This window comes from Achromobacter spanius, assembly GCF_029637605.1.
GTDB lineage: Bacteria > Pseudomonadota > Gammaproteobacteria > Burkholderiales > Burkholderiaceae_B > Achromobacter > Achromobacter spanius_E.
This window is the reverse complement of sequence record NZ_CP121261.1, coordinates 316,127-332,407: the sequence shown is the minus strand read 5'-3', so window position 1 is coordinate 332,407 and position 16,281 is coordinate 316,127. Positions and strand designations below refer to the sequence as shown.

General features: G+C 67.3%; 15 protein-coding genes. 8 read left to right on the top strand and 7 right to left on the bottom strand.

The window, feature by feature from the left end; all coding sequences use genetic code 11:
* Genes P8T11_RS01540 through ccmI form a run of 7 tightly spaced genes read left to right on the top strand, consistent with a single transcriptional unit; the run spans position 1 to position 5,958 of the window.
* Positions 1–822 (top strand): heme ABC transporter permease, encoded by an 822-nt coding sequence (locus P8T11_RS01540; RefSeq protein WP_268078646.1) that lies wholly within the window; start codon positions 1–3, stop codon positions 820–822.
* Positions 819–1,001, top strand: coding sequence for a heme exporter protein CcmD (gene ccmD, locus P8T11_RS01535; protein ID WP_259249002.1), 183 nt, complete (start codon positions 819–821; stop codon positions 999–1,001). The genes P8T11_RS01540 and ccmD overlap by 4 nt, the downstream gene beginning before the upstream one ends.
* A complete protein-coding gene (ccmE, locus tag P8T11_RS01530) occupies positions 998–1,519 on the top strand; it encodes a cytochrome c maturation protein CcmE (protein WP_268078647.1) in 522 nt (173 codons plus the stop codon). The genes ccmD and ccmE overlap by 4 nt, the downstream gene beginning before the upstream one ends.
* On the top strand, positions 1,516–3,540 hold the full coding sequence (locus P8T11_RS01525; protein WP_268078648.1) for a heme lyase CcmF/NrfE family subunit: 2,025 nt from the start codon (positions 1,516–1,518) through the stop codon (positions 3,538–3,540). The genes ccmE and P8T11_RS01525 overlap by 4 nt, the downstream gene beginning before the upstream one ends.
* A complete protein-coding gene (locus P8T11_RS01520; RefSeq protein ID WP_259249008.1) occupies positions 3,537–4,058 on the top strand; it encodes a DsbE family thiol:disulfide interchange protein in 522 nt (173 codons plus the stop codon). The genes P8T11_RS01525 and P8T11_RS01520 overlap by 4 nt, the downstream gene beginning before the upstream one ends.
* Positions 4,055–4,579, top strand: coding sequence for a cytochrome c-type biogenesis protein (locus tag P8T11_RS01515; RefSeq protein WP_268078649.1), 525 nt, complete (start codon positions 4,055–4,057; stop codon positions 4,577–4,579). Before P8T11_RS01520 ends, P8T11_RS01515 begins: the two co-directional genes overlap by 4 nt.
* Complete coding sequence (gene ccmI / locus P8T11_RS01510) at positions 4,576–5,958, top strand: c-type cytochrome biogenesis protein CcmI (protein ID WP_268078650.1); 1,383 nt, start codon at positions 4,576–4,578, stop codon at positions 5,956–5,958. The genes P8T11_RS01515 and ccmI overlap by 4 nt, the downstream gene beginning before the upstream one ends.
* Positions 5,959–6,042: 84 nt before the next feature.
* On the opposite strand, the gene P8T11_RS01505 is transcribed toward ccmI, so the two are convergent.
* The 4 genes from P8T11_RS01505 to P8T11_RS01490 form a co-directional block, all read right to left on the bottom strand.
* Positions 6,043–9,243: a tetrathionate reductase subunit A gene (locus P8T11_RS01505; RefSeq protein ID WP_268078651.1), complete on the bottom strand. Its 3,201-nt coding sequence runs from the start codon at positions 9,241–9,243 to the stop codon at positions 6,043–6,045.
* Positions 9,244–9,263: 20 nt separating this feature from the next.
* Positions 9,264–10,298: an NrfD/PsrC family molybdoenzyme membrane anchor subunit gene (gene nrfD, locus P8T11_RS01500; RefSeq protein ID WP_268078652.1), complete on the bottom strand. Its 1,035-nt coding sequence runs from the start codon at positions 10,296–10,298 to the stop codon at positions 9,264–9,266.
* Positions 10,299–10,317: 19 nt separating this feature from the next.
* A complete protein-coding gene (gene dsrO, locus P8T11_RS01495) occupies positions 10,318–11,088 on the bottom strand; it encodes a sulfate reduction electron transfer complex DsrMKJOP subunit DsrO (RefSeq protein ID WP_268078653.1) in 771 nt (256 codons plus the stop codon).
* A gap of 219 nt (positions 11,089–11,307) precedes the next feature.
* Positions 11,308–11,841 carry a DNA-deoxyinosine glycosylase gene (locus P8T11_RS01490; RefSeq protein ID WP_268078654.1) on the bottom strand — a complete coding sequence of 178 codons (534 nt, stop codon included), beginning with the start codon at positions 11,839–11,841 and terminating at the stop codon, positions 11,308–11,310.
* A 333-nt stretch (positions 11,842–12,174) separates the two neighbouring features.
* On the opposite strand from P8T11_RS01490, the gene P8T11_RS01485 reads away from it, so the two are divergent.
* Positions 12,175–13,044 carry a pirin family protein gene (locus P8T11_RS01485; RefSeq protein ID WP_268078655.1) on the top strand — a complete coding sequence of 290 codons (870 nt, stop codon included), beginning with the start codon at positions 12,175–12,177 and terminating at the stop codon, positions 13,042–13,044.
* Between the two features lie 25 nt (positions 13,045–13,069).
* Here P8T11_RS01485 and P8T11_RS01480 read toward each other — a convergent pair whose 3' ends face one another.
* The 3 genes from P8T11_RS01480 to P8T11_RS01470 all read right to left on the bottom strand — a co-directional run bounded on the left by P8T11_RS01480 (position 13,070) and on the right by P8T11_RS01470 (position 16,193).
* On the bottom strand, positions 13,070–13,699 hold the full coding sequence (locus P8T11_RS01480; protein WP_268078656.1) for a class I SAM-dependent methyltransferase: 630 nt from the start codon (positions 13,697–13,699) through the stop codon (positions 13,070–13,072).
* Entirely contained in the window at positions 13,696–14,241 is a 546-nt protein-coding gene (locus tag P8T11_RS01475; RefSeq protein WP_431521705.1) for a PDDEXK nuclease domain-containing protein, read from the bottom strand. Before P8T11_RS01475 ends, P8T11_RS01480 begins: the two co-directional genes overlap by 4 nt.
* A 95-nt stretch (positions 14,242–14,336) precedes the next feature.
* Entirely contained in the window at positions 14,337–16,193 is a 1,857-nt protein-coding gene (locus P8T11_RS01470) for a phosphoenolpyruvate carboxykinase (GTP) (protein WP_268078657.1), read from the bottom strand.
* Between the last annotated feature and the right edge of the window lie 88 nt (positions 16,194–16,281).

Below are 16,281 nucleotides of genomic sequence, written 5' to 3'. Positions count from 1 at the left end.
ATGCACAAGCAAGCTGTCTGGATGCGCTATGCCTCGCCCGCCGTGTTCTACCCGCTGGCGGGCCGGCTGATTCCCTGGCTGGCGCTGGCCGCCGCCCTTTTTGCCGCTGCCGGCTTGTACGTGGGCCTGGTCGTCGCGCCCCCGGACAGCCAGCAGGGCGAGGTCTATCGCATCCTGTTCATCCACGTGGCGGCGGCGTGGATGTCGATGTTCCTGTACCTGGTAATGGCCGCGTATGCCGCGCTGGGCCTGATCTACAACACGCGCCTGTCGTTCATGATGATGCGCGCCCTGGCGCCCACCGGCGCGCTCTTCACCTTCCTGACCTTGTGGACCGGCGCGCTGTGGGGCAAGCCAACCTGGGGCGCCTGGTGGGTCTGGGACGCGCGGCTGACGTCCGAACTGATCCTGCTGTTTCTATACCTGGGGTTCATCGCCCTGCAAGCGGCCACCGACGACACCCGCCGGGCCGACCGCAGCGGCGCCATCCTGCTGTTGGCCGGCGTGGTCAACGTGCCCATCATCTATTTTTCGGTGCGATGGTGGAGCACGCTGCATCAGGGCGCATCCATCAACCTGACCACCGCGCCCAGCATGGCGCGCATCATGCTGACGGCCATGCTGCTGATGGTGGCGGCGTTCTGGCTGTACAGCGCGGCGGTGGCGCTGGCGCGCGTGCGCGGGTTGATCGCACAACGCGAACCAGGCGCCGTGCATTCGGGCCCCGTGCGTTCGGGCGCCGTGCATTCGGGCGCCGTGTGTTCGGGCGACAAAGGTAGCAATGGCCACGCGGGCCAGCCTGGCCGCCAGGAGGCGCCATGAGTTGGGACGCGTTGTTTTCGCTGCAAGGCCATGGCCCGTACATCCTGGGCGCCTATGGGGTGACGGTGGCGCTGATGGGCCTGGAAGTCTTTTTGCTGTGGCGCCGCGGGCGCAGGCGATCCGGCTCACGCGCTACGCGCATATCGTCCGACCCGCGCGCGGAATCGGGGCGCCCATGAGCCCGCGCAAGCGTCGCGCCTGGGCTATCGCGGGCGGGCTGGCGCTGCTGGCCCTGGCCACGGCGCTGGTGCTGAACGCGCTGCAATCGAACCTGGTGTTCTTCTTCAGCCCCAGCCAGATCGCCGCGAAAGAGGCCCCAACCAGCGGCAGCTTCCGCGTGGGCGGATTGGTCGAACAGGGCTCGGTGCGCCGCGAGCCGGACGGCGTGACCTTGCGCTTCATCGTGACCGATACCGCGCACACCGTGCAGGTCGCCTACCAGGGCCTGTTGCCGGACCTGTTCCGTGAAGGCAAGGGCGTGGTGGCGGCGGGCAAGCTGGACGCGGACGGCGTATTCCGCGCCACGCAGGTGCTGGCCAAGCACGATGAAAACTACATGCCGCCCGAAGCCGCCGACGCGCTCAAGCGCGCGGCTGGCGCATCCGGTGGCGCGCGTGCGGCGACTGGCAACCCCGCTGCCCCAACCGGCACGGCCAGCAACAAAGCGACCAATGCGTTGCGTCCGGAGGCCCAATGATTCCCGAGATAGGCCTGTTCAGCCTGATCCTGGCGTTGCTGGTGGCGTTGACGCAGGCCACGTTGCCGCTGATCGGCGCCGCTACCGGCTGGCAAGCGGGCCTGCGCGTGGCGCGGCCCGCCGCAGTGGGCCAGTTCTGTCTGACGACGCTGGCGTTTGGCTGCCTGGCCTGGTCGTTCGTCGACAAGGACTTTTCTGTGTTGTACGTGGCGGGCAACTCGCACGCCGACCTGCCCGCCGCCTACCGCTTTGCCGCCGTGTGGGGCGGACATGAAGGGTCCTTGCTGCTGTGGCTGTACCTGCTGACTGCCTGGACCTTGGCCGTCGCCGTCTTCAGCCGCCGCCTGCCTTTGGCTTTCACCGGGCGCGTGCTGGCGGTCATGGGCTGGATCAGCGTGGGCTTGTTGCTGTTTCTGCTGTTCCTGTCCAACCCCTTCGAACGGCTGATGCCGCCCGCCATGGCCGGCCGCGACCTGAACCCGCTGCTGCAGGACCCCGGCATGATCGTGCATCCGCCGATGCTGTACATGGGCTACGTGGGCTTTTCCGTGGCCTTCGCCTTTGCGATCGCGGCGCTGCTGTCGGGCGAGCTGGACGCGCTGTGGGCGCGCTGGGTGCGTCCGTGGACCTTGGCCGCGTGGACATTTCTGACCGTGGGCATCTTGCTGGGCAGCGCATGGGCCTATTACGTATTGGGCTGGGGCGGCTGGTGGTTCTGGGACCCGGTGGAGAACGCCTCGTTCATGCCCTGGCTGGCGGGCACCGCGCTGATCCATTCGCTGATCGTCACCGAGCGCCGGGGCGCGTTCCGCAGTTGGACGGTGCTGCTGGCCATCTGCACGTTTTCGCTCAGCATCCTGGGCACGTTCCTGGTCCGCTCTGGCGTGCTGACCTCGGTGCACGCTTTTGCGGTCGACCCCGGTCGGGGCCTGTACATCCTGGCGTTCATGACCGTGATCGTCGGCGGCTCGTTGGTGCTGTACGCCTGGCGCGCGCCCTCGGTGGGCTTGGGCGGCGGCTTCTCGTTGCTGTCGCGCGAATCCCTGTTGCTGTCCAACAATGTCGTGCTGACGGTGGCGGCGGGCTCAGTGCTGTTGGGCACCCTGTACCCCGTGGTTCTCGACGTGTTGGACTGGGGCAAGATCTCCATCGGCCCGCCATACTTTGAAGCGGTGTTCGTACCGCTGATGACGCCCGCGATCTTCCTGATGGGCGTGGGGCCGGTGGCGCGCTGGAAGCAAGCCGAAGTGCCCGACCTGGCGCGCAAGCTGCGCGCCGCCTTCGTTGTCAGCGTGTTGACCGCCGTGTTGCTGCCGCTGGCCATGCCGGGGCCGGCGCGCCTGGGCTCGCCGTTGGTCATGCTGGGGTTGTGGCTGGCCGCCTGGTCGGTGGCCGCCGCCGGCGCGCATGCATGGCAACGACTGACCGACGGCGCCGACGGCCAATGGCTGCGCCGCCTGGGACGGCAGCCACGCTCCTGGTACGGCATGCTGCTGGCGCACGCCGGCATCGGCGTCTTCATCGCGGGCGTCACCTTGGCCAACGGCTATGAAGTCAAACATGAAGTCCGCCTGGACCTGGGCGCCACCCAGGAAGCGGGCGGCTACCAGTTCACGTTTGCCGGCATCGCGCCCGCCATCGGCCCCAACTACAGCGCCCAGCGCGCCGAGTTCAAGGTCACGCGCAACGGCAAGCCGGTGGTGACGCTGTATCCCGAAAAGCGCCTGTACATCGTGCAGGACATGGCCTTGAGCCAGGCCGACATCGACAGCGGCCCCACGCGCGACCTCTTCGTGGCGCTGGGCGAACCGGTGGGCGAACCCGGCGGCAAGGTGGCCTGGACCGTGCGCATTCAGGTCAAGCCTTTCATGATGTGGATCTGGGCGGGGTGCGTGCTGATGGCGTTGGGCGGCCTGCTGGCCGCGGGCGACAAGCGCTACCGCCGCCAGCAGGAAGCCGCTGCGCGTCAGGCCCAACCAGGCCTGGCCACGGCGCAGCGCCAGGCGCGGGAGGGCTATTGATGCGCTACGTGCTGCCGCTGGCCGTCTTCATGGCAATGGCCGTGTTCCTGGCGATGGGCCTGTCGCGCGACCCGCGCGCCGTGCCGTCCGCCATGATCGACAAGCCGGCCCCGCCCATCAACCTGCCGGTGCTGCAATCGCCCGGCGAACAACTGGACGTGCAAGCGCTGCGTGGGCAGGTGTGGTTGCTGAACGTATGGGCATCGTGGTGCGCGCCATGCCGGGAAGAGTTGCCGGTGCTGCGCGACGCCGCCCAGCGTCACGCCATCCCGCTGTACGGTTTGAACTACAAGGACAACCCCGAAGACGCCGTCGCCTGGCTGGCGCGCAATGGCAACCCGTACGTGGCCTCGGCCAGCGACACGGACGGCCGCGTCGGCATCGAATATGGCGTTTACGGCGTGCCGGAGACCTTCGTCATCGACGGCGCCGGCCGCATCCGCCACAAGCATCTGGGCCTGATCACACCCGAGATTTTCCGCACGCGGATCCTGCCTATCATCGAGGCGCTGAAATGAGCGGGCGGTGGATTCCGTTGACGCTGCGGCAGGCGTTGATGCCGATGCTGATGGTCGCGATCCTGCTGGCCTTGAGCCCGGCGATCGCGCAGGCCGCCTCGCCCTCGCCCGCACTCGCCGCACCCACCGCGCCCGCCCTGCCCGCCCTGTCGCCCACCGACCAGCAACGCGCCGACAAGCTGGCGCACGGCCTGCGCTGCCTGGTCTGCCAGAACCAGACCCTGGCCGATTCCAACGCGCCGCTTGCCCAAGACATGCGCAAGCTGATTCACGCGCAATTGGCCGAGGGCCGCAGCGACACGCAGATCATGCGCTTTTTCGAAGACCGCTACGGCGACTTCGTGCGCTATGACCCGCCCTTCAAACCGATTACCTGGCTGCTGTGGCTGGGTCCGTTCACCTTGCTGGCCTTGGGCTTCTGGGTGCTGGTACGCACGCTCAAGCGGCGCGCCGTGGCCCGCGCGCCATTGACGGCCGACGAGCGCGCCCGCGCCACCCGCTTTCTGGACACCGACCCATGACCTCGCTTTGGATTGTCGTCGTGCTGTTGTTGCTGGCCACCCTGCTGTGCCTGATTCCTCCGCTGCTGCGTCGCGCGCTACCCGTCGCGCCCGCTGCCGACGAGAACCTGCGCGCCTTCTATCGGGCGCAGCGCGAGCAGTTGCAACGCGACCTGCGCGCCGGCAGCGTGAGCCCCGAGGCCGCGTTGCGCGCGGAAGAAGAATTGCAGCGTGAACTGCTGCAAGACCTGGCGGCGCGCCAACCCCGCGTGGGGCTGGTCGGCGGCCAGCGCGCCGGCCTGGCCGCCGCCTGCCTCTTGACCGTGCTGATCCCCGTGGCTGCCGTGCTGCTGTACGGCAAGCTGGGCAACCCGCGCGCCGTGGCCGACATGACGCACACACGCACGGCGCCCGCGCATGCCAACATCGCGGGTAACGGCGTGGGAAATGGCGCAAGCAATGGCGCGGATAATGGCGCGGCAACCGACGCCGCAGGCCCGGCTAGCGATGGCGCCGACATGGCCGTGGCCATCAATGCCTTGGCGCAACGGCTGCGCGCCAGCCCCGACGATGCCGACGGCTGGTATACGCTGGCGCGTTCCTACGAAACATTGGGGCGCTATACGGATGCGGTAGCGGCGTATCGGCAAGTGCTGCGGCTGGTGCCGGGGCAGCCCGTCGTGTTGGCGGACCTGGCCGATGCCCTGCTCTCGGCCAATCAAGGCAAGCCGGACACCGACGCCATCGCGGCGGTGGCACAGGCGCTGGTGGCGGACCCGGACCAACCCAAGGCCCTGGCGCTGGCCGGCATGATGGCGCTGCGCCGTGGCGACGCGGCCGAGGCGCTGGTGCATTGGGAACGCCTGCAAACGCTGCTTCCAGCAGACTCCGAGGCCGCGCGGCAGATCCAGTCGAACATCGCGCAGGCGCGTGCCATGTCGGCTGGCGCGCCGGACGCGAAGCCGGGTAGTGGCATGGGCGCTTCGATCAGCAACACGAACGGCGCCGCCGATGGCGTCTCCTCCAAAGACGCCCCGCCCCCCACGGGCCCATCTCCCGCCCGCATTTCGGGCACCGCGAGCATCGCTGACGCGCTGCGCGATCAGGTTCAGCCCGGCGATACCGTCTTCATCCTGGCGCGCCCCGTCGCGGGCTCGCGCATGCCGCTGGCCATCACGCAATGGCGCGTGTCGGACTTGCCGCGCGCCTTCGTGCTGGATGACAGCAACGCCATGTCGCCGCAGGCCAAGCTGTCTGGGGCCAGCCGCGTGCAGGTCGAAATCCGCATCAGCCGTTCGGGCAAGGCCGCCGCCCAGCCGGGCGATTTGTCGGGCGTGCTGTCCGATGTGGACATCCGCGCACGCGATCTGGAGCTGGTGGCCGACACCGTGGTGCGCTGAAGCGCTCCCCCGGTAGCCGCCCTCGGTTGGCTCGGTTCGCTCGGTCCGCTAAGGCCGCCAAGCGCGTTAAGCCCGCCAGACCCGCTAGACCCGCTCGATCCGCGCCGGCAGGCCCTGGCGCACCGCCGCGCCGGACACCCAGTCGATCCAGACGTTGGCGTGTTCGCCGCGCGTGGCGTCGCCAAAGCCCAGGTCGTTCAGGTTGACGCCCGCCGCCAGCGTGGCGTCATGCGGCATGGGCTTGCCGTCCACCACGTGCGCGCGCGCGCCCAGCTCGGTGTGGCCGTAGCCATGCTCGATGCCAACCGCGCCCGGCTGGATGCCATCGCGCAGCAAGGCCAGCCCCGTCACCGCGCCGCCCGGCGTGACGATGCGCACGGCATCGCCGTTGCGGATGCCCAGCCGTTCGCCGTCCTGCCGGTTGATCGACACCGGGTTGTGCGGATGGACCTGGCGCAGCCGGCTCACGCCGATGGACATCGAGCTCATCAGGTTCGACTTGAACGAACTCAGCAGGAAGGGCCAGTCCGCAGCGGGATACTCGGCGCGCACATCGCGGCCATCCGCCAGGCGTGGCGGATACCAGGTCGGACAGCCGCTGTAGCGTTCTCCCGTCATGGCATGGCGGAACGCCGCCAGATCTTCGCTCCAGACGTGCAAGGGCTTGGCGTAGGCGGCGCGGGTCTGACGGGTTTGGCGGGCTTCGCTTTGCACCCAGGCGTCGTCCATCTTGTCGAAGCGCCCGCCACGGCTCATCAGCATGGCTACTTGCCGCCACTCGCCCGGCTTCAGCTTGTGTTCGAGCAAGGCGCGATAGCGGTCCACGCCGGTCAGCGCCATGTCTTCGTCGCTGGCTTCGGGCACGGGGCGGCCGGCCGCAAAGGCGATGTTGGCCATGCCGCGCAGGAAGAAGTCTTCGGGCGTGTCCAGCGCGTGCTTGCCGCCGTCCTTGTCGGTGATGGCGTTGGCGCCAAAGCCCGGCATGCCCAGGCGCTTGGCGCAGGCAATCAAGAACGTTTCCAGGCACGCCGGTTCATCCGTCGCCGTGCGCGCCACGCGCGGCCGGACGGCGGGCCAGCGCACCGTGGACGCCTTGGCCACCACGTCGGCCCACGGCGCCGACACGCCCCAGCTTTCGTAGGTGACGGTGTCGGGCACGATGTAGTCGGCCAGCGCGTTGGTCTCGTTGATGAAGGGGTTGATCGACACCGATAGCGGCAGGATGCGCGGGTCCTTCATCTTGTCGGCCAGCACCGACTTGAAGCCCGCGATGCCGTAGACCGGGTTGCTCATGTGGTTGAACCACACCTTGGCGCGATACGGATACCCCGCCAGCGCGGACGCCAGCATTTCCGAACTGAGCCCGCCCGTGGCCGGATACCAGGGCGCCGCGGCCGGATACGCAGGCTGCCCCGCCGCCTGCTTGCGCTTGAATTCGCTGGACTTCTCGTAGGGGTAACGGTTGCGCGACAACGCAACACCCTTGGGCGTGGCGCGGTTGGCAAAGCCGGCGATGTTGTAGCGCGGGCCGGGGCCGTAGGGCGGGAACGGGCCGGCGTCCAGCACCAGGCCGCCGTCCACGTTCAGGTTGCCCACCAAGGTGTTCAACATGGCGATGGCGTAGGCGGTGTAGAAGCCCGCGCCGCTCATCGTGCCGCCGTGGGCGTCGGCCACGGCGCGCTTGCCGTGGCTGGTGAAGCGCTGGGCAAGCTGGGCGATCTTGTCGGCGGGCACGCCGCACAGGTCGGCGTATTCGTCCAAGGTTTTACGATGCGATTCCTCGCGCAGCAGCGCCAGCGACGAACAGACGCGCAAGGCTTGCGGCGCATCCGCCATGCCGGGCGCCGCGATGCGTTCGTCCACGAACAAGGTCGCGGGCGACGCGCCGGTGTGCGGCGCAAGCGTGCCGTCTTCCAGGCGCACGACATACACGTCCTGCCATTTGTCGTCGGCGTCCGACGGGCGCGGCCAGCCCAGGTCCGCGCCGCGCAGGAAACTGCCCAGGCGCGGGTGGCCGGGTTCGGCCACGACCAGGTGCGTGGCGTTGGTCCACGCGGCTTCGCCCGCCGCCTGCATGGCCTGCGGGCCGGGCTGCGCCAAGGCCTTGGCGTCAAAGCGCTCGTGGTCCAGAATCCAGCGGATCAAGCCCATGACCAAGGCCAGATCGCTTGCCGGGTTCACCGGCAGCCATTCGTTGCCCGACCCGGCCGACAGGCTCGAGGACGCGGGCAGCACGGGCGACACGACCACGTAGGTGAAGCTGTTTTCTTCCGGACGCACGCGCGCTTCGGCCAACTGCCGGGCCTGGCGCTGGAACGGGTTGCCGGCCTGCGCGGGCGCGGCGCCGATGAATAGGCCAAAGCGGGCGTTGTCCCAATCAGGCTTGCCATGCGGCATGCCCTTCAAATCGCCCAGCGCGGCGCCCGCCCCCACGCGAAAGCTCTGGCCGCAATACGAGCCGTGGTTGCTGAAGTTGACCGTGCCGAAGGACTGCGCGGCAAAGCGCTGGATCAGCGGCGTGCGGCCTTCGTTGGAGGCGTCGGTGAACAGGAACTGGTTCACGCGCGCGCCGTACTCGGGGTTGGCGGGGTCCAGCAGCGTGTCGCGGTCGAAGATGGCGCGCAGGCCATCGACGTGGCCTTCGCCGAACAAGTCGCCGCCTTCGCACACTTCCTGCACCAGTTGTTCAAACGAGATGCTCTGCCACTGGCCTGCCCCGCGCGCGCCTACGCGCTTGAGCGGTTGCAGCACCCGGTACGGGCTTTGCAGTTGTTCCAGCATGGCCGAGCCGCGCGCGCATGACGTGGCGCGCCCTTCCAGGCCGTTGTCGCCGCCCAGTTGCGCGTAGACCTCGCGCACGGGGGTTTCCATGGCGGCTGGCCGCGTGGTGGCCAGCGGATGATAGGGGTTGCCCGCCACGCGCAGGATGCGGTTTTCCGCCGTGTCCACGCGCAGCCGCACGCCGCATTGGGTCCAACAGCCCAGGCAACTGGACGGGCTGACCGTCTGGCCTGGCTGTGGGCTCAGTACGCCCGTCAACGGGTCGATACGGAACTCCGGCGTCAGCGAATTGCCGCGCACGGCATGCGCCGTGGGCACGCCGGCCGTGCCGTGGGCCAGGCCCTTGACGGCGCGCGTGACGGTTTCGCCATAGCCGGCCGCAAAGGCGGCCATGCCACCGGCGACCATGCCGCCCCGCACCATCAGCTTGCGCCGCGCCGCGTCCTGGGGCGTGTCCGGGGTTGTGGTCTGGCCCAGCTTGTCGTCTTCGTGTTGCTTGTTCATTGCTTTGTGTTCCATTGCTGTCAGGCCGCCATGCCGCGTGCACGCGCCGGGTAGGCTTCCAGGGCCCAGGTCACCGCGGTGATCAGGGCCACGCACAAGCCCAGCACCCCCACCATGCCCAGCAGCCCATCGCTGCCCCAGGGCATGTCGTACAGGTACAGGCCGGCGCCATATTTGGGCACGCCCTGCACGCTCATGAAGACCACCCAGCGAAAGATCCAGGCGGCGCCCAGCATCGTCAGCGCCAACATGGCCGAGGGCAGCGGCGCGGCCAGCGCGTGCGCGGGCCGCTGCAACAGCGCGATCATGCAAAAGCCCGTGAAGACGGCGCCCGCCAGGCTCAGGCGCCAGATGGGAAATTCCGCGCACAGCCGCAAGGCCGCGTCAAACGACGGGTCGGCGCCCAACAGTCCCAGCGCCGCCCAGGCGCCCGCCCCCACCGCCATCAGAATCACGGCGGTCAGGCTCAGCCCCCGCAAGCACGCCACCGGCAAGGCCTTCATGCCGCCCGGCAGCCAACGGCCCACCAGGAACATGGCGCCCAGCGCGCCCAGCCAGGCCGTCAAGGCAAAGTTCACGGGCAGGAACGCCGTGTGCCACAGCGGCCGCGAGCGCAACACCATGACTTCCGCGCCGGTGTAGACCAGGATGGACACGGCGGACAGCGCCAGCCCCACGCCCAGCACGCGTAGCCAGACGATGCGGCCCCACCACCACGCGGCGAAGAACAGCACCGACAGGCCCACGAACACGGGCAGCAGCAAAGCGCCCAGCCACATCCACGACCACGGCGTGATGTGCGCGTAGAAATGCCAGAATCGGCCGGGCTGGTGCAGGTCGGCCAATAACGACACGGGCGCCGCGATGGCGCTGACCAGCAGCACGGTGGCCGCGGCCGGCAACAGGCGGCGCATCGGCGAGCCGGCCTCGCCAAAGGCGGCGAAGACGGCGGTCAGCGCCGTGGTGGCCGCGATGCCGATAAGAAAGAAATACTGCACGGCCCACGGCAGCCAGGCGGCGTCGTAGACCGGCGTGAGCAATTCCGAGATCTGCATGAAAGTCCCCTTCAATGGCTCAATGTCCGCCAGCCAGACGCACGCCCGCCTGGCCATCGACCTGATGGACAAAGGCGTCGGGCAGGCCGATGTAGTAGACGTGGGGGTCGGTCTTCATGTCGGGCTTGAGCACCTTGATGTCGGCCTTGTGTTCCGCCAGCAGCGTCGAGATGGCGCTGTCGGGGTCGTTCATGTCGCCGATGACGCGCGCGCCGCCCACGCAGCTTTCCACACAGGCCGGCAGCAGGCCGGCTTCCAGGCGGTGTTCGCAGAACGTGCATTTGTCGGCCGTCTGCGTGTCGTGGTTGATGAAGCGGGCGTCGTAGGGACAGGCTTGCACGCAGTAGGCGCAGCCCACGCAGCGTTCGTTGTCGACCAGCACGATGCCGTCTTCACGCTGAAACGTGGCCTGCACCGGGCAGACCGGCACACAGGGCGGGTTGTCGCAGTGGTTGCACAGGCGCGGCAGCATGACCATGGCGCTTGGCCCCCCGGCGTCGGGGGTGACTTCGTATTGCAGGACGGTGGTGCGGAATTGCCCGATGGGCGGCAGGTTTTCCAGGGAACAACTGACCGTACAGGCTTGGCAGCCGATGCACTTGCGCAGGTCGACCACCATGCCATAGCGCTTGCCGGCCATGCCGGGGCGGCGCGGCGGCTGGCCGTTCAGGCCGGTGGCTTCAGCATGGATGGGGATGATGGTGGCGGCGGCGCTCAGGCCAAGCAGCCCTTTGAGAAAACCGCGTTTGCCGCGTACGGCAGGGTCGGGGGGGACGGGTGAGGCAGGCATTGCGGACGACTCCGGACGGGTAGCTTTTTGTTGCTATTAACTTATCACTTTTGGTTATATAGACAGTTGATCTGAATCAAATCGGGGACGGAGAAAAGATGACAGACGGCAAAAAGCCCGCCGAGATGGGCGGGCTGGGCTGGGCTGGGCTGGGCTGGGCTGGGCGCAGGGTTTGGGGCTGCGGGCTGGGCGCTCGGGTTGCGGCCTTGCCGCGCGCGCCTACACCGTCAAAGCGCGGCGCCAGGCCGCGAGCTTCATGTCGAACGACGCGGCAGCGTGGGCGGGGCTGGTGGACGGCAGATCCACGTAGTCCACCGACCGGTCCAACGTGGGCAGGACATGCCGGCGATACAGCGCGGCTGCCTTGCCGCCGTTGAAGCAGATGCGCGTGATGGCCGGATGGCGGTCCAGGAAGGACGCGAAATCGTTGGGCACCAGCGTGTCGCGGCGGATGTCGGCGTCCAGGCTGCCGGGCCGTTCGCAAGCGTGCAGCACGTCCCATAGCGCAACGCCCGCGGCTTGCAGGGCTTGCAGCCGCTGCGCATAGTCCAGGCCCGCGTCAAAACCCAGCACCTGCGCGGCGATGGGCCAGAAGGCGTTGCGCGGATGGGCGTAGTAGCGGGCTTGCTTGAGCGACGCCACGCCGGGCATGGAGCCCAGCACCAGCACCCGCGCATCGGGCGCGGCGACCGGGGCAAAGCCCCAGACCTGATCGGTGCGCTCTGTCGGCGCAAGGGTGACGCGATGTTCCATGGCGGCAGGATACGTCAGACAGGAGCCGGGCTCAAAAAATCGGATTATTCTTAAAAATCTCGGCCTCAATGCTCAAGATCAAGGCTTCAAAGACGGACTGAAAGCGGTATCAAAGCGGTATCGGAACGTTATCGATGCGATATCGGAGCGGTACCCAAGCGGAATTGAAGTGGTATCGAAGTGGCCCGAATGCGTCTTTAGCAAGGGCTGGCAATCGTCCGATTCATGGAACAGTCCTTATCAAAAACCAGCACTACTGAAACGTGGGCACGCCCCTATCTTTACCCTCATGACGAACGGCCCCGAAGGGGCCGCGCAATAGGAATAGATGCCATGAAGAAGATCCTCGGCCTGCATGCCGCTCCGCGCCCCCACTGGGTGGGCGACGGGTTCCCGGTGCGCTCGATGTTCTCGTATCACGACAACGACAAGATCCAGAATGTCAGCCCCTTTCTGCTGCTGGACTACGCGGGCCCGGCCATGTTCGAGCCAGCCGAGCGTCCGCGCGGCGTGGGCCAGCATCCCCATCGCGGTTTTGAAACCGTCACCATCGTCTACAGCGGCGAGGTCGAACACCGCGACTCCACCGGCAACGGCGGCGTCATCGGCCCCGGCGACGTGCAATGGATGACGGCGGCGTCGGGCATCCTGCACGAAGAATTCCACTCGCCCGCGTTCACCCGCTCGGGTGGTGAACTGGAAATGGTGCAGCTATGGGTCAACCTGCCGGCCAAGGACAAGGCCGCGGCGGCGGGCTATCAGGGCATTCTGAATGCCGACATCCCCACGGCCGCCCTGCCCGACGGCGCAGGCAGCGTCCGCGTGATCGCGGGCAACTTCGCGGGCGTGGCCGGCCCGGCGCGCACCTTCACGCCGATGGACGTGTGGGACGTGCGCTTGAACGCGGGCAAGGCGGCAAGCTTTCCGATCGAAGCCGGCCGCAACAGCATGCTGGTCATGCTGCGCGGCACGGTGCTGATCAATGGCGAATCCGTGGCGCGCGATGCGCAACTGGCGCTGTTCTCGCAGGACGGCGAAGACATCACCGTCGAAGCCAACAACGACGCGGTATTCCTGGTGCTGAGCGGCGAGCCGATCAGCGAGCCCGTGGTGGGCTACGGCCCGTTCGTGATGAACACGCAAGCCGAGATCATCGAAGCCATCCAGGACTTCAACGCCGGCCGCTACGGGCAGATGCACTGACGGGCTGGGGCGGCGCTTTGCGCCTTTAGCCGGGGCGCCGCCACACACTGGCCAACCACGGCTGTTGTTCGCGTGGCAGGCCGTCAGGCCGGTAATAGTGTTCAAGCTCGTCGAAGCCGGCCTCGGTCATCAGCGAGCGCCAGCCGTCCAGATCGTGGTACGCGCCATAGCGCCCGCGGTTCCAGCCTTCCTGGTTGCCACCTCGCGGGTTGGAGCAGAACAGCACGCCGCCCGGGCGCAGCGTGGCCCACAGTTCGCGCAGCACGCGCGGCAATTCCTGGCTTGGCACGTGGAACAGCACCGCATTGGCGAAGACGCCATCAAAGCGCGCCGGAGGCAAGGACAACTGCAAAAAATCCTGCTGCCAGACCTCGCAGCCGGAGGCGGCGCGCGCCATTTCGACAAAGCTGGGCGTGCCGTCCAGCCCCACCGGCCGATGGCCCAACGCGGCAAACGTCTTCAGGTCGCGCCCGGGGCCGCAACCCAAGTCCAGCACATCAAAAGGAGGTTCGCCCCGGATGTGCCGCAGCAAGGCGGCGATGTTCTGGCTGACGTCGTGGCCGCGCGTGCCAGCCTCGAAGTCCACCGCGTTTTCTTCGTAGTTCGCCAAGGTCAACGCGGTGATCTTGGCCAGGTCTTCGGGATCTAGTGTCATGGGGTTATTGTGCCTGGATCACGCATGGCGCGTTGCTCGATCCGCGAACGCGCCCGCCGGGCCGCCTGTTGCAGCCGCTGCGCCATCACTGCGCGTGGCGGCAGGTCGGCCAGATATTGCGCCACGTGTATGCCGGACTTGTCCAGTTCCAGCAATTCGATTTTCTCGCTCTGCATGCCCGCGCAAACAATGATGCCCAGCGGCGCGGCTTCATCGGGTTCGCGTTCGAACGTGTCCAACCAATGCAGGTGGCGTTCCATCTGGCCCTTGTGGGCCTCCCTGAACTCATCGACCTTCAAATCAAGCGCCACCAGCCGGCGTAGCTTGCGGTGGTAGAACAGCAGGTCCAGGCAAGCGTCATCGGCGTCGGCAGGGCTACGCACCTGCCGGCCAATGAAGGCGAACCCCATGTCCAGTTCCAGCAGGAAGGTCTCCATGTCGCGGATAACGGCCATTTGCAGGTCGCCGTCCGGGCCGGGTTCGCGAAACGCCGCCCGGCCGGGTTCGTAGCGAGGTTCGCCCAGATTCCATTTCGATACCACGACAACTCCTCAAACAAGCGAATGAAAAGAGCCATCATGAAATAGAAAAGCCCGCGCGCCTACAGAGCACGCGGGCTTATCAGACCAAGTCAGCGTCAGGCAGCCAGACGCCCTTCAATCTTGGTCTTGGTGGCCGGCAGGTCTTCGGGCAAGCCTTGGGACAATTGGCCAAACAGTTCGTGGTGCAGCGCCAGTTCATCGCGCCAGGCGGCCGCGTCCACCGACATGACCTGTTCGAATTTGTCCGGCGTGAACTCCAGGCCGGTCCAGTCGATGTCCTGGTAGCTGGGCGATACGCCGAACACCTGGTCCACGCCCTTGGATTCGCCGTCGATGCGGCCCAGCATCCAGCGCAGCACGCGCATGTTTTCACCAAAGCCCGGCCAGACGAACTTGCCGTCGGGACCCTTGCGGAACCAGTTCACGCAGTAGATGCGCGGCAAGGTGGCGCCGGTGGCTTCCAGTTGCTTGCCCAGCTTGAGCCAGTGGTTGAAGTAGTCGCTCATGTTGTAGCCGCAGAACGGCAGCATGGCGAACGGGTCGCGGCGCACCACGCCCTGCTGCCCCACGGCGGCGGCGGTGGTTTCCGACCCCATGGTGGCGGCCATGTACACGCCTTCGACCCAGTTGCGCGCTTCGGTCACCAACGGCACGGTGGTGGAGCGGCGGCCGCCGAAGATGAAGGCGTCAATGACCACGCCCTTGGGGTTTTCCCATTCGGGGTCGATCGACGGGCATTGCGCGGCCGGCGCGGTGAAGCGCGCATTCGGGTGCGCCGCCTTGCGGCCCGTTTCGCGGGCGATGGCGGGCGTCCAGTCCTGGCCCTGCCAGTCGATCAGGTGCGCGGGCGGCGTGTCGGTCATGCCTTCCCACCAGACGTCGCCGTCATCGGTCAGCGCCACGTTGGTGAAGATGACGTTGGCCTTCAAGGTGGCCATGGCGTTGAAGTTGGTTTGTTCGCTAGTGCCCGGGGCCACGCCGAAGTAGCCAGCTTCCGGGTTGATGGCGTGCAGGCGGCCGTCGGGGCCGGGCTTGATCCAGGCGATGTCGTCGCCGATGGTGGTGACCTTCCAGCCGTCCATGCCCTGCGGCGGGATCAGCATGGCGAAGTTGGTCTTGCCGCAGGCCGACGGGAACGCCGCGGCCACGTGGTACTTGCGGCCCTTGGGCGACGTTACACCCAGGATCAGCATGTGTTCGGCCAGCCAGCCCTGGTCGCGCCCCATGGTGGAGGCAATCCGCAAGGCAAAGCACTTCTTGCCCAGCAGCGCGTTGCCGCCGTAGCCCGAACCGAAGCTCCAGATTTCGCGGCTCTTGGGGAAGTGCACGATGTACTTGGTGGGGTTGCACGGCCAGGCCACGTCGGCCTCGCCCGCCGCCAGCGGCTTGCCCACGGAATGCACGCAGGGGACGAAGTCGCCATCGGTGCCCAGCACGTCATACACCTGCTTGCCCATGCGCGTCATGATGCGCATGTTCACGGCCACGTAGGGGCTGTCGGACAGTTCGACGCCGATGTGGGCGATGTCCGAACCCAGCGGGCCCATCGAAAACGGCACCACATACAGCGTGCGGCCGCGCATGGCGCCGTCGAACAAGCCATTGAGCGTGTCGCGCATCTCGGCCGGATCGGCCCAGTTGTTGGTGGGGCCGGCGTCTTCGGGGCGGTCGGAACAGATGAACGTACGGTCTTCCACGCGCGCCACGTCGGACGGGTCCGAGCAGGCCAGGAAGGAATTGGGCCGCTTGGCGGGGTTGAGCCTGCGCATCGTGCCGGCCTGGACCATTTGTTCGCACAGGCGGTCGTATTCTTCTTGCGAGCCGTCGCACCATACGACGTGATCGGGCTTGGCCAGCGCAACAAAACTGGCGACCCAGTCGATCAGGCCGCGATGCTTGACGTAGGCAGGCACGTTCAACGCAGCCAAACCCCCATCCAATGGCTTATTCATTGGGGCTATCTCCATGCTTTAGACAAATGGTGATACGGCCCCGATTGCATGGGGCCGTATGTAATTTGCGCCATCATACTTGCAGCGC